Raw genomic sequence first — 12,483 nt, 5'->3', positions numbered from 1 at the left:
GATACCACCATGCAATTGATCTGGCTGCGCAGCGACTTGCGCCTACACGACAACACCGCCCTCTCGGCCGCCGCAGCGCGCGGCCCGACGGTGGCGGTGTATCTGCTGAGCCCGGAGCAATGGCGCGAACATGACGACGCGCCATGCAAGGTGGATTTCTGGCTGCGCAACCTGACTGAATTGAGCCTGGCGCTGGGCAAGCTCAACATCCCGTTGCTGATCCGCTCTGCGCCACGCTGGGAGGCCGCGCCAGAAGTTTTGCTGGATCTATGTCAGCAGTTGAACGCCGACGCCGTACACGTCAACGAGGAATACGGCATTCATGAAACCCGCCGGGATGAAGCGGTGGCCCAAACGCTGAAGGCGGCAGGCATCGACTTTTACAGCTACCTCGATCAACTGCTGTTCTCGCCGGGCACCGTGCTGACCAAGACCGGCACTTACTTCCAAGTGTTCAGCCAGTTCCGCAAAGTCTGCTACGACCGGTTGCATCGTTCACTGCCCAGCCTCGTAGTCGCCCCCGGGGTCCAAGCGCCGTTGAGCGTCGAAAGAGATGAAGTCCCTTCCCGGGTCGAAGGTTTCGAAACGCCTCAAGAGCGTTTGATCACACTCTGGCCCGCCGGTGAAGCCGAAGCCCGACGCCGCCTCGACACCTTCGCCGATGCACAAATCGACTATTACCAGAGCGAGCGCGACTTCCCGGCGAAGCCCGGCACCAGTCAGCTTTCGGCTTATCTCGCGGCCGGGGTGATTTCCCCGCGCCAGTGTTTGCACGCGGCGTTGCAAAGCAATCAGGGCGAGTTCGAAAGCGGCAAGGTCGGCGCGGTCACCTGGATCAACGAGCTGCTGTGGCGCGAGTTCTACAAACACATTCTGGTGGGTTACCCACGGGTCTCGCGCCACCGCGCGTTCCGCCCGGAAACCGAAGCCCTGGCCTGGCGTGATGCGCCGGATGAACTCGCGGCCTGGAAAGAGGCTCGCACCGGCCTGCCAATCATCGACGCGGCCATGCGCCAATTGCTCGAAACCGGCTGGATGCACAACCGCCTGCGCATGGTGGTAGCGATGTTCCTGACCAAGAACCTGCTGATCGACTGGCGTGAAGGCGAGCGCTTCTTCATGCGCCACCTGATCGACGGCGACCTCGCGGCGAACAACGGCGGCTGGCAGTGGAGCTCGTCCACCGGCACCGATTCGGCGCCCTACTTCCGGATTTTCAACCCGCTGAGCCAGTCGGAAAAATTCGACGCCGAAGGTGTGTTCATCAAGCACTGGCTGCCGGAACTCGCAGGGCTGAACAAAAAAGAAGTGCACAACCCGGCGAATGTCGGCGGTTTGTTCGGTGCTACAGATTATCCATCGCCTATCGTCAATCTCAGTACCTCTCGCCAACGAGCGCTGGCGGCATTCAAGAACCTGCCATCGCGACAAGATGCCGGAGGTGGGTATGAGTGAATTCCTGCGGCGCTTTGCCCAGCAGTTTTCGGACCTTAACAAGGACAATCTGCAACGGCTCAATCAGCTCTACACCCACGACGTGCAGTTCACTGATCCGCTGCACGAAGTTCAGGGCCTGGTGCAGCTGCGTAGCTACTTTGAGGAGCTCTATGCCAATGTCAGCGAACTGCGTTTCGACTTTCACAGCTTCGACCAGATTGGCGAAGGCGAAGGTTATCTGCGCTGGGTCATGAGCTACCGTCACCCGCGCCTGGCCGGCGGCCAGTTGATTCGGGTCGACGGCTGCTCGCACCTGCTCTGGCGCGACAAGGTTTATCGCCACCGGGATTACTTCGATGCCGGGGCACTGCTTTATGAACATCTACCCGTATTGGGTCGGGCGATCGCCTGGCTGAAAAGGAGAATGGGATGAGCCTTACACCTCCACGTCGATACTGGTTAACGGGAGCGAGCAGCGGCATTGGCGCCGCGCTCGCCGAAGAAATATTGAAAACCGGTGCTCATCTGGCCGTCAGTTCACGCTCGGTAGTGCCACTGAAAATCCTGTCCCAGCGCTATCCGGGGCAAGTGATGGTGGTGGCCGGCGACCTGACCAACAGCCAGACCGTGCGCGAAATCGGTGAACAGATTGCCGCCGACTGGGGCTCACTCGACACCGTGATTCTCAACGCCGGCACCTGCGAATACGTCGATGCCAAGCAGTTCGACGCCTCGATTGTCGAGCATGTGGTGCGCACCAACCTGCTTGCCAGCAGCTATTGCATCGAAGCAGCCCTGCCGTTGCTGCGCGCCGGCACTGCACCGCATCTGGTCGGCGTCGCCAGCTCGGTGACTTACCTGCCGCTGCCACGGGCCGAAGCCTACGGCGCCTCGAAGGCTGGCTTGCGCTACCTGTTCGAATCCTTGCGCATCGACCTGGCGCCCGAAGGTATTGAAGTCACCGTGGTCAGCCCTGGGTTTGTCGACACGCCGCTGACGGAGAAAAACGACTTCCCGATGCCGCTCAGTTGGCCTGTGGATAAAGCCGCGCGGCACATCTTTTCCAAACTGAAGAACCGCCCACTGGAAATCGCTTTCCCGGCACTGTTCATGGCCGCCCTCTGGCCACTCTCGAAATTGCCCGACCGGGTGAAGCTGGAGATCGGCAAACGCATGGTGCGCAGCAATCCGCCGATCAAGGATCAGCCGTGAACATCGCCGTCATCGGCAGCGGTATCTCGGGGCTGACCTGCGCCTACCTGCTCAATCGCAGCCACGAGATCACCCTGTTCGAGGCCGGCGACTGGATCGGCGGGCACACCCACACTGTGGAGGTGACCGTCGATGGCCAACGCTATGCCGTGGACACCGGTTTCATTGTGTTCAACAACTGGACTTACCCGAATTTCATTCGCTTGCTGGGCCGACTCGGTGTGGGCTTCAAACCCACCGAGATGAGCTTCTCTGTCACCGACCCGGACTCAGGCCTCGAATACAACGGCAACAACCTCAACAGCCTGTTCGCCCAGCGGCGCAACCTGCTGTCGCCAGGGTTCTGGGGCATGTTGCGGGACATCCTGCGCTTCAACAAAGAAGCCCAGCGCGACCTCGAAGAACAACGAATCGCCGCCGACACCACCCTCGATCAATACCTGAAAGCCGGCGGCTACGGCGAGCGCTTTATCCTGCATTACATCGTGCCGATGGGCGCGGCGATCTGGTCGATGTCCATGGCCGACATGCTCGGTTTCCCGTTGCAGTTCTTCATCCGGTTTTTCAAGAATCACGGTTTGCTGTCCGTCAGCAATCGGCCGCAATGGTGTGTGATCGAGGGTGGCTCAAGCGCTTATGTCGCGCCACTGACCGCGTCCTTTAAAGAGAAGATTCGCCTCAACTGCCCGGTGACCCGCGTCGAACGCGATGAAGACGGCGTAGTTATCCACAGCGCCAGCGGCAGTGAGCACTTCGATAAAGTGGTCTTCGCCTGCCACAGCGATCAAGCGCTGACGCTACTGGCCAAACCAAGCAGCGCCGAACAGTCGATCCTCGGCGCCCTGCCCTACGCCGACAACGAAGTGGTGCTGCACACCGACACTCGCCTGCTGCCCGAACGCAAACTCGCCTGGGCCAGCTGGAATTATCGACTCGGCGGCGCCGGGCATGCATTGGCCGCCGTCACCTACGACATGAACATCCTGCAAGGTATTCGGAGCGACACCACGTTCTGCGTCAGCCTCAACCAGAGCGCCGGCATCAGCCCGTTCAAAGTGCTCGCCAAATTCACCTATGCCCATCCGCAATACAGCCTCAAAGCAGTGGCCGCGCAGCAGCGTTGGGACGAATTGGACGGCGCGCAGCACACTCATTATTGCGGCGCCTATTGGGCCAACGGCTTTCACGAAGACGGGGTGGTCAGCGCTCTGCGCGTTGCCCGCTCGTTTGGTGAAACCCTGTGAACAGCGCCCTCTACAGCGGCTGGATCGCCCATCGGCGGTTTGCGCCCAGACGCCACGAATTCCGCTACCGGATCGGCCTGCTGTACCTGGACCTCGATGAACAGGACGCCGTGCGCGGGTTGTCGCCGTTGTCGGGCAGCAGTCGTTTTGCACCGTTCTCGTTTCGCGAGAGCGACTATTTGAAAGCCTTTACCGGCACCGGCATGCGTTTGATCGACGCGGTACGCCAGCAGGTCGGCCAAGCGATCGGCCATGCGCCCCAAGGCTCGATCTGCCTGCTGACCCAGGCCCGCAGCTGGGGCCTGTCGTTCAACCCGGTGAGTTTTTTCTATTGCCACGAAGCCGATGGCCAACTGGCGGCGATTCTCTGCGAAGTCACCAACACCCCGTGGCGCGAGCGTTATCACTACGTGTTGCCGGCCAAGGCCCCCGTGGACTTGCAGGACTTCCACCAGCACTTCGCCGTGGCCAAGGCCTTTGATGTGTCGCCGTTTTTGCCGCGGGATCTCGAATACCGTATGAGTTTCAGCCCCGCCGCGCAAAAGCTCGGGGTGCACATGGCTGACTGGCAGGGCGAACTGAAACTGTTCGACGCCACGCTCAGCCTGCAACGCGAAACCCTGAATCGCGACAGCTTGCACCGTTACTTGCGGCGTTTCCCCTGGATGACCGCGAAAACCTGCCTGGCGATCTATTGGCAGGCCATTCGCCTGTTGCTCAAGCGCGCACCGATTTTTGCTCATCAGGCTGCCGATGGCAGCTTTCAAACCGCCATCGTTCCCCCAAAGGATCGCCGCCATGAAATCCTCTAGCATTTCGGCCAAAGCCAACCTGCTCAGCACCAACGGCCTGTCCGGCTCGCTGTTGCGGCGGGGCGTGCTGCGCCAACTGGCGCACCTCAAACATGGGCAACTGGTGGTGGTCGAGGACGGCGAACGGCATGTATTCGGCACGACCGGCGATCATCTGCTGGGGGAGATCCATATCCTTGATGCGTCAGTCTGGGGCCTGGTGGCGAGCAACGGTTCGATCGGTGCCGGTGAAGCATTCATTCACGGTTACTGGAGCTCGCCCGATCTGACGGCGGTGGTCCGGGTGTTCGTCAGCAACCTTGAAGTGCTCGATGCTTTGGAAGGTGGCCTGGCCAGACTCAGCCGGCCATTCGTGCAAGGGCTGCATTGGCTGAACCGCAATACACGCAAGGGTTCGCAGAAAAATATCGCGGCCCACTACGACTTGGGCAACGACCTGTTTGAGCAGTTTCTCGACCCGACGATGATGTATTCGGCGGCGCAGTTCCTCACACCCGAAGACAGCCTTGAGCAGGCGCAACTGAACAAACTGGAGCGAATCTGCCAGAAACTCGCCCTGCAACCCAGTGACCATTTGCTGGAAATCGGTACCGGTTGGGGCAGTATGGCGCTTTACGCGGCGCAACATTACGGCTGTAAAGTCACCACCACTACGCTCTCCAAAGAGCAGTACACCTTCACCGCCCAGCGGATCGAAGCACTTGGCCTGCAAGATCGGGTGACGTTGCTGCTCTCGGATTACCGAGACCTCACCGGGCAGTACGACAAACTGGTGTCGATCGAGATGATCGAAGCCGTCGGCCATCGCTTCCTGCCGACCTACTTCAAGCAATGCGCGCAGTTGCTCAAGAGCAACGGTTTGATGCTGTTGCAGGCGATCACCATCCGCGAGCAGCGCTACGAACAAGCCAAGACCCATGTCGATTTCATCCAGCGCTACATTTTCCCCGGTGGTGCCTTGCCCAGCGTGCAGAAGATGCTGGAGATCGTCAGCCGAGATACCGACATGAACCTGCTGCACATGGAGGATTTCGGCCTGCACTACGCCCGAACCCTGCGCCTGTGGCATGAGAACTTTCGCCGCGCCCACGGTCGGCTGGGCGAATTGGGCTACGACGATTATTTCCTGCGGCTGTGGGAGTTTTACCTGTGCTACTGCGAAGGTGGCTTCCTGGAGCGCACCATCGGCACCGCACAAATGCTGCTGGCCAAACCGGCGGCGATGCCAGCGCCATTGCTCGGCCGTTTCGATGCTTGAACGTCTGGCCAATGCCGCGCTGTTTCAGGTCGGCTGGTTTGCCTGCGTGGTGGGCGGCAATAGTCTGTGGCTGTTAGTGGCACTGGCGGCGCTGGTGATTCATCTGCTGTGGATAAGTCGTTGGGTCGATGAAGGCCGGTTGATCCTCAGCGTGGTGCTGCTGGGCACTACCGTCGACAGTTCGTTGCGCTGGCTGGGAGTGTTCGACTTTACGGATGTCGCACCGTTGATTCCGCTGTGGCTGATGCTGCTGTGGGCGCTGCTGGCGACCACTTTGCGCCACTGCTTGCTGTGGAGCGCCAACCCTTGGTGGCTGGCCAGTCTGTTGGGCGCCGTCGGTGGGCCGCTGTCGTATTACGCCGGCAGCCAACTGGCCGGGGTGCAATTTCCCTACGGCCAGGTACCGACGCTGATTGGCATCGGCCTGCTCTGGGCGATGCTGTTTCCTACCCTGCACTTCATGGCCCAGCGGCTGGCGGCGGATCACCCCGACTGAGCGTCCGTCAGGCCTTTCACACAGCATCGGTCGACTGCCTTACACTGCGCCCCATGAAAACCATCCCCCACACGCAAATCGCCGAACCGGCGGTCACTTGCTCGACCTGCTCAGCCTGCTGTTGCCAGCTCGAAGTCATGCTGATCACCGAAACGGGCGTGCCCGAACGCTTTATCGATACCGATGACTGGGGCGGGGAAGTGATGTTGCGCCTGGATGACGGCTGGTGCGCAGCGCTGGATCGCAACACGATGATGTGCACCATCTACGAAAAACGGCCGCTGATCTGCCGGGAATTCGAGACGGGGTCGCCGGAGTGTATGGAAGAGCGTCAGGGGATTACGTCGGTTTATCGCTGAAAGCGAAATCACCGACGATCTAATGTGGGAGCGGGCTTGCTCGCGAAAGCGGACCGACAGTCAACGTAAATGTTGAATGTTAAATCGCTTTCGCGAGCAAGCCCGCTCCCACATTGACCGCGCTTACAACGGCATCGTGTAGTGGAGCGCGTAGCTTTCTACACCACCGTTATTACTGTTGATCCCGGCATTGGAATAGTGCGTCGCACGAATCCCGATCTCATGCCCACCGGCAAAGCGCAGCCCGAAACCCAAGCGGTCTTCGAACTGAAAGGACTCGCCAATGTTGTTGTCTTCAATTTGCGTACGTGAAAACAACGCCACGCCAATCCCCGCCTCGACATACGGTTTGACGTTTTGCCCGGCAAACTCGTAAACAAGTACCGGCGAGAACGACAGGCTACTGGCAGCGGGAGTCTTGTCGCCCTCCCAATAGGTGTAGGCGCCGCTCCAGTAACCGGTCACGCGACCGACGTCACTTTGCAGCCAGGTCTTGTCCCAATCGAATTGCAGGCCCAAGCGGTAGGTCATGGTCGAATCGCTGGTCTGGCCGACCCCGAACTCCACGCCAGCCGCCTGTGCGGTAATACTTTGCCCCATCAATGCGGTCGCAATCGCGGCCAAACAGAATAGTCGCTTCATTAGAAACATCCTTTTCCGAACGATTTCGTGTGGTTTTTTTTGTAGCTCACAGACTCAGCTATAGAAGTTGACGCTTAATTAGAAGTTCACCCCAATTACTCGTTTGCCCCAGCATCTTCTCTAACAGTCGAAGCTTCGCACAACGCCAGACGAATTCCACAGTACCGGCAAGATATTTCTGAAATGTTCCGGTTCGGCACTGGTCCAGAACTGCGCGGCACGAGCAGGTCCCTCGGCGAGCAATTGCCCCTCGGCCAACAGACGTTGCAGTTGCCGCGCAACAGCGGCGCCGGTGTCGATCAGGCTGATGTGCTCCGGAATCATCTGCTTAAGCAACGGCTTTAGAAAGGGGTAATGCGTGCAGCCAAGAATTAGTGTGTCGGCGCCGGCGGCCAACAACGGTTCGACATAGCCTTGAAGCAACTGACGCAGGGCCGCGCTGTGCAAGTCGCCGCTTTCAATCAGCTCTACCAGGCCTGGGCATGGCTGGGTGATGACGCGCACATCGGCGGCAAACCGGTCGAGCAACGCAGCGAACTTGGCGCTCTGCAAGGTGCCGGTTGTAGCCAATACACCGACCACACCACTGCGGGTGGCCGCAGCGGCCGGTTTGACCGCAGGCTCCATTCCGACGATGGGCCATTCGGGATAATCGCGACGCAAATTGGCGACGCCGGCCACGGTGGCCGTGTTACAGGCCAGCACCAGCGCCTTGGCGCCCTGCTGCCGAAAAAAGTCGGCGATCACGCTGCAGCGCTGCTGGATGAATTCCGGGGTTTTCTCGCCGTAGGGAATATTCCCGCAGTCGGCGACATACAACAGCGACTCGTTGGGCAGCAAACGCTGGATCTCGGCCACCACCGAAAGCCCACCGACGCCGGAGTCGAGCACGCCAATCGGCGCTTCACGCATGGGCTGGCCCACAAACGCTGCAACCCGGATCACGCTTGACCCGCAACTCACGGAAACGTGTGCCCAAGGCATCGATCAACAACAAGCGACCTACCAGCGGCTCACCGAAACCGGCCAGCAACTTGAGTGCTTCGAGGGCCTGCAGGCTGCCGACCAGCCCCACCAGCGGGCCAATGACCCCGGCTTCGCTGCAGGTCAGTTCGGCTTCGCTGCCGTGACCATATAAGCAGTGGTAGCACGGACTCTCCGGACGCCGCGGGTCAAACACCGACAACTGCCCTTCCAGACGAATCGCCGCGCCACTGACCAGCGGTTTACCAGCAGCCACACACGCGGCGTTGACCGCCTCGCGGGTGGAGAAATTGTCGGAGCAGTCGAGCACCAGATCCACCGCTGCAACCGCAGCGGCCAGGGAATCTTCGTCCAGCGCCGCACGATGGGCGACCAGTTGAATCTCAGGATTGATCGCGCTCAAACGGCGGATCGCCGAATCGACCTTGCTCGTGCCAACGCTGTCAGTGTCGTGAATGATCTGGCGTTGCAGATTGGTCAGGTCGACCGTGTCGAAGTCCGCCAGATGCAGCTCGCCGACCCCCGCCGCCGCCAGGTACAGCGCGACTGGCGAACCCAGGCCACCGAGACCGACGATCAGCACACGGCTTTGTTTGAGCCGCAACTGACCGTCGATGTCGACGTGTTGCAACAGAATCTGCCGGCTGTAGCGCAACAATTCCTGATCATTCAGCACGGCAGGCGCCCCAGGCTGATCCGTTCGTGACCGCCCAGATCGGTGCGGCTGTGGACTTCTTCAAAACCACGAGACAGCAGCAAATCACGCACCGCGTCGGCTTGGTCGTAACCGTGTTCCAGCATCAACCAGCCACCGGCTTCAAGGTAGTCCGGTGCCTGGGCGACGATCAAACGCAGATCGTCAAGCCCGTCGACACCGGCGACCAAGGCACTGGCCGGTTCAAAACGCACGTCACCTTCCACCAGATGCGGATCGGCGGACGCAATGTACGGCGGGTTGCTGATGATCAGCTCAAAGCGCTGACCTTCCAGGGCGCTGAACCAATGACTGCTCAGCACCGTGGCGTTGTTGAGGTGCAGACGCTGGCGATTGCGCTCGGCCAATGCCACGGCTTCGAGTACACGGTCGACAGCGGTAACCTTCCAGGCCGGACGCTCGCTGGCCAGGGCCAATGCGATCGCGCCACTGCCGGTGCCCAGGTCAAGGACCAAGGCTTGTGTGGCGGGCAACAGTTCCAGCGCAGCTTCCACCAGCAATTCAGTGTCCGGGCGCGGGATCAGCGTGTGCGGCGCAACTTCCAGATCAAGCTTCCAGAAACCTTGCTGCCCCAAAATGTAAGCCACCGGCTCACCGCCGCGACGACGCTGCAAATAGCTGGCAAACATCAGCGCCGCTTCGCTTGGCACGATGCGCTCGGGCCAGGTGTGCAGGAAGCTGCGGGACTTGCCCAAGGCAGCGGCCAGCAACAATTCGGCATCCAGGCGCGCCGTCGGCGAGTCGGGGAGTTCGGCAGCACGCAACAAACTGGCAATGATCGTCATTTACTCACCTATCGCCGCCAATTGGTCGGCCTGGTACTCGGCCAACAACGGCTCGATCACTGCATCGACGCCACCGGCGAGGATTTCGTCGAGGGAATACAGCGTCAGGTTGACCCGATGGTCGGTGACCCGGCCCTGGGCAAAGTTGTAGGTGCGGATCCGCTCGGAGCGATCACCGGAACCTACCAGCAGCTTACGCTCGCTGGCGATGGCATTCGCGGCGGCGCTGGTCTGCTGGTCGTTAAGCTTGGCCGACAGCCAGGACATCGCCCGGGCGCGGTTCTTGTGCTGGGAGCGTTCTTCCTGGCACTCGACGACAATACCGGTCGGCAAGTGCGTGATGCGGATTGCCGAGTCGGTTTTGTTGACGTGCTGACCGCCGGCGCCGGAGGATTTGTAGGTGTCGACCCGCAAGTCCGACGGATTGATCTCGATCGCTTCCTGCTCGTCCGGCTCTGGCAACACCGCCACGGTGCAAGCCGAGGTGTGAATGCGGCCCTGGGATTCGGTGGCCGGCACCCGTTGTACACGGTGCGCGCCGGATTCGAATTTCAGCTTGCCGTAGACATTCTCGCCTTCGACCCGGGCAATGACTTCTTTAAAGCCGCCGTGCTCGCCGATGTTCTCCGAGAGAATCTCCACCCGCCAGCCACGCCGCTCGGCGTAACGCGAATACATGCGGAACAGGTCGCCGGAGAAAATCGCCGCTTCGTCACCACCGGTGCCGGCACGAATTTCGAGGAACACGTTGCGCCCGTCGTTCGGGTCCTTGGGCAGCAACATGCGTTGCAGCCGGGATTCGATTTCGATCAGTTGCTCTTTGGCTTCGCGGACTTCTTCCACGGCCATTTCGCGCATGTCCGGATCGCTGTCCTTGAGCAGTGCCTGAGCGCCTTCGAGGTCGCCTTGCACTTTGAGCAGCTGTTTATAGGTTTGGACAATCGGCTCGACTTCCGCGTATTCCTTGGAATAGGCGCGGAATTTGTTCTGATCGGAAATGACTTCGCCATCGCCAAGCAGAGCGGTCAATTCCTCGAAACGGTCCTGGAGGATGTCCAGCTTATTGAGCAGTGACGCTTTCATTGCGGTTTTTTATCCGAGCTATCCGACGAGCCCTCACCGAGGGCAAAGAGTTCCTGGGCCATGGCCAGCGCATCGAGGCGGCCTTCGGCAGTCAACTTTTTCAACTGCACGCTAGGCGCGTGCAACAGTTTGTTGGTCAGCCCACGGGCCAGTTGCACCAGCACGTCTTCGGCGCTGCTACCGTTGGCCAGCATGCGCTGGGCCTTTTGCAATTCTTCGTCACGCATGCGCTCGCTTTGCTGACGATAAGCCTTGAGCACATCTACCGCCGCCAGTTCGCGCAGGCGAACCATAAAGTCATCGGCGCCGATCGAGACCATCTCTTCCGCCGCTTGGGCAGCGCCTTGTCGGCTCTTGAGATTTTCAGCGACCACTTCGTGGAGATCGTCGACGCTGTACAGGTAAACGTCGTCGAGTTCGCCGACTTCAGGCTCGATATCCCGAGGGACGGCGATATCCACCATGAAGATCGGTTTGTGCTTGCGCAGTTTCAGGGCACTTTCCACCGCGCCCTTGCCCAGGATCGGCAACTGGCTGGCGGTGGAGCTGATGACGATGTCGCTGCGCACCAGTTCGGCCGGGATGTCCGAGAGCAGCACGGCGTGGGCGCCAAACTGTTCGGCGAGAATACTCGCGCGTTCCAGCGTCCGGTTGGCGACGACGATGCGCTTCACCCCCAGCTCGTGCAGATGACGGGCGACCAGGGTAATGGTCTCGCCTGCGCCGATCAGCAAGGCCTGGCTGCGTTGCAAGTCGCTGAAAATCTGTTTCGCCAGGCTGACCGCGGCAAACGCCACGGACACCGGGTTTTCGCCGATGGCCGTATCAGTACGCACTTGTTTGGCCGCGTTGAACGTGGCCTGGAACAAGCGACCGAGCAGCGGGCCGATGGTGCCGGCCTCACGCGCCACGGCGTAGGCCGATTTCATCTGGCCGAGAATCTGCGGCTCGCCCAACACCAGCGAATCGAGCCCGGAGGCGACCCGCATCATGTGACGAACTGCCGCATCATCTTCGTGCACATAAGCGCACGCACGCAGCTCTTCGAGGCTTAAATGATGATAATCAGCCAGCCAGCGCAAGATGACGTCCGCCGAAAGGTGATCCTGCTCTATATAAAGTTCACTGCGATTGCAGGTGGAGAGGATCGCAGCTTCGCGGCTGTCAGTGAGTCGGCAGAGCTGTTGCAAGGCCTCCACCAGTTGCTCAGGGGTAAAGGCCACGCGCTCGCGGACGTCTACTGAAGCAGTCTTGTGGTTAATACCGAGTGCAAGAAAGGCCATTCAAGGTCGCTGATGGTGACGTGAAGCCGGCAATTGTCCTACTTCGACAGAGACAGAACAACTACCGCTGACTATTGTCCCAATCACCTGCCTCTATAAAGGCACCAACTGAGACTCGGTTATGTTTGGCCGAAGGCTTGTGTCATGATGATCCGACCGCAGGTTAGTCGTCC

14 protein-coding genes are annotated in these 12,483 nt (G+C 60.2%); 8 read left to right on the top strand and 6 right to left on the bottom strand.

What is annotated here, in order from left to right:
- Positions 1-9 precede the first annotated feature (9 nt).
- Genes phrB through AC1MEW_RS08505 form a run of 8 tightly spaced genes read left to right on the top strand, consistent with a single transcriptional unit; the run spans position 10 to position 6,818 of the window.
- A complete protein-coding gene (gene phrB / locus AC1MEW_RS08540; protein WP_201256976.1) occupies positions 10-1,455 on the top strand; it encodes a deoxyribodipyrimidine photo-lyase in 1,446 nt (481 codons plus the stop codon).
- Entirely contained in the window at positions 1,448-1,870 is a 423-nt protein-coding gene (locus AC1MEW_RS08535; protein ID WP_201206647.1) for a nuclear transport factor 2 family protein, read from the top strand. The genes phrB and AC1MEW_RS08535 overlap by 8 nt, the downstream gene beginning before the upstream one ends.
- Positions 1,867-2,649 (top strand): SDR family NAD(P)-dependent oxidoreductase, encoded by a 783-nt coding sequence (locus tag AC1MEW_RS08530; protein ID WP_201206649.1) that lies wholly within the window; start codon positions 1,867-1,869, stop codon positions 2,647-2,649. Before AC1MEW_RS08535 ends, AC1MEW_RS08530 begins: the two co-directional genes overlap by 4 nt.
- Entirely contained in the window at positions 2,646-3,893 is a 1,248-nt protein-coding gene (locus tag AC1MEW_RS08525; RefSeq protein WP_322269634.1) for an NAD(P)/FAD-dependent oxidoreductase, read from the top strand. Before AC1MEW_RS08530 ends, AC1MEW_RS08525 begins: the two co-directional genes overlap by 4 nt.
- A complete protein-coding gene (locus AC1MEW_RS08520; protein ID WP_201206653.1) occupies positions 3,890-4,705 on the top strand; it encodes a DUF1365 domain-containing protein in 816 nt (271 codons plus the stop codon). The genes AC1MEW_RS08525 and AC1MEW_RS08520 overlap by 4 nt, the downstream gene beginning before the upstream one ends.
- The gene (locus tag AC1MEW_RS08515) at positions 4,692-5,963 is read left to right on the top strand and encodes a class I SAM-dependent methyltransferase (protein ID WP_480426036.1); all 1,272 of its coding nucleotides are present in this window, start codon (positions 4,692-4,694) and stop codon (positions 5,961-5,963) included. Before AC1MEW_RS08520 ends, AC1MEW_RS08515 begins: the two co-directional genes overlap by 14 nt.
- Complete coding sequence (locus AC1MEW_RS08510; protein WP_201206657.1) at positions 5,956-6,459, top strand: DUF2878 domain-containing protein; 504 nt, start codon at positions 5,956-5,958, stop codon at positions 6,457-6,459. The genes AC1MEW_RS08515 and AC1MEW_RS08510 overlap by 8 nt, the downstream gene beginning before the upstream one ends.
- 53 nt (positions 6,460-6,512) lie before the next feature.
- A complete protein-coding gene (locus tag AC1MEW_RS08505; protein ID WP_201206659.1) occupies positions 6,513-6,818 on the top strand; it encodes a YkgJ family cysteine cluster protein in 306 nt (101 codons plus the stop codon).
- A 123-nt stretch (positions 6,819-6,941) separates the two neighbouring features.
- On the opposite strand, the gene AC1MEW_RS08500 is transcribed toward AC1MEW_RS08505, so the two are convergent.
- The 6 genes from AC1MEW_RS08500 to hemA all read right to left on the bottom strand — a co-directional run bounded on the left by AC1MEW_RS08500 (position 6,942) and on the right by hemA (position 12,310).
- A complete protein-coding gene (locus AC1MEW_RS08500; RefSeq protein WP_201206661.1) occupies positions 6,942-7,460 on the bottom strand; it encodes an acyloxyacyl hydrolase in 519 nt (172 codons plus the stop codon).
- Between the two features lie 120 nt (positions 7,461-7,580).
- The gene (gene murI, locus AC1MEW_RS08495) at positions 7,581-8,372 is read right to left on the bottom strand and encodes a glutamate racemase (protein ID WP_201206663.1); all 792 of its coding nucleotides are present in this window, start codon (positions 8,370-8,372) and stop codon (positions 7,581-7,583) included.
- The gene (locus tag AC1MEW_RS08490; protein WP_201206665.1) at positions 8,365-9,120 is read right to left on the bottom strand and encodes a molybdopterin-synthase adenylyltransferase MoeB; all 756 of its coding nucleotides are present in this window, start codon (positions 9,118-9,120) and stop codon (positions 8,365-8,367) included. The genes murI and AC1MEW_RS08490 overlap by 8 nt, the downstream gene beginning before the upstream one ends.
- Complete coding sequence (prmC, locus tag AC1MEW_RS08485; RefSeq protein WP_201206666.1) at positions 9,114-9,944, bottom strand: peptide chain release factor N(5)-glutamine methyltransferase; 831 nt, start codon at positions 9,942-9,944, stop codon at positions 9,114-9,116. The genes AC1MEW_RS08490 and prmC overlap by 7 nt, the downstream gene beginning before the upstream one ends.
- Positions 9,945-11,027: a peptide chain release factor 1 gene (gene prfA, locus AC1MEW_RS08480; protein WP_201206668.1), complete on the bottom strand. Its 1,083-nt coding sequence runs from the start codon at positions 11,025-11,027 to the stop codon at positions 9,945-9,947. It lies immediately after the preceding gene.
- Complete coding sequence (gene hemA / locus AC1MEW_RS08475; protein ID WP_201193495.1) at positions 11,024-12,310, bottom strand: glutamyl-tRNA reductase; 1,287 nt, start codon at positions 12,308-12,310, stop codon at positions 11,024-11,026. The genes prfA and hemA overlap by 4 nt, the downstream gene beginning before the upstream one ends.
- Positions 12,311-12,483: the final 173 nt, after the last annotated feature.

The organism is Pseudomonas sp. ASL4, from assembly GCF_056680395.1.
The sequence above is the reverse complement of the archived record's forward strand: the minus strand, read 5'-3'. Positions and strand labels throughout refer to the sequence as shown.

Coding starts and splice junctions, on each gene's coding strand:
- AC1MEW_RS08515 (WP_480426036.1), top strand. CDS start 4,692: ATGAAATCCTCTAGCATTTCGGCCAAAGCCAACCTGCTCAGCACCAAC.
- prmC (WP_201206666.1), bottom strand. CDS start 9,944: ATGACGATCATTGCCAGTTTGTTGCGTGCTGCCGAACTCCCCGACTCG.
- AC1MEW_RS08500 (WP_201206661.1), bottom strand. CDS start 7,460: ATGAAGCGACTATTCTGTTTGGCCGCGATTGCGACCGCATTGATGGGG.
- hemA (WP_201193495.1), bottom strand. CDS start 12,310: ATGGCCTTTCTTGCACTCGGTATTAACCACAAGACTGCTTCAGTAGAC.
- AC1MEW_RS08530 (WP_201206649.1), top strand. CDS start 1,867: ATGAGCCTTACACCTCCACGTCGATACTGGTTAACGGGAGCGAGCAGC.
- phrB (WP_201256976.1), top strand. CDS start 10: ATGCAATTGATCTGGCTGCGCAGCGACTTGCGCCTACACGACAACACC.
- prfA (WP_201206668.1), bottom strand. CDS start 11,027: ATGAAAGCGTCACTGCTCAATAAGCTGGACATCCTCCAGGACCGTTTC.
- AC1MEW_RS08535 (WP_201206647.1), top strand. CDS start 1,448: ATGAGTGAATTCCTGCGGCGCTTTGCCCAGCAGTTTTCGGACCTTAAC.
- AC1MEW_RS08510 (WP_201206657.1), top strand. CDS start 5,956: ATGCTTGAACGTCTGGCCAATGCCGCGCTGTTTCAGGTCGGCTGGTTT.
- murI (WP_201206663.1), bottom strand. CDS start 8,372: ATGCGTGAAGCGCCGATTGGCGTGCTCGACTCCGGCGTCGGTGGGCTT.
- AC1MEW_RS08505 (WP_201206659.1), top strand. CDS start 6,513: ATGAAAACCATCCCCCACACGCAAATCGCCGAACCGGCGGTCACTTGC.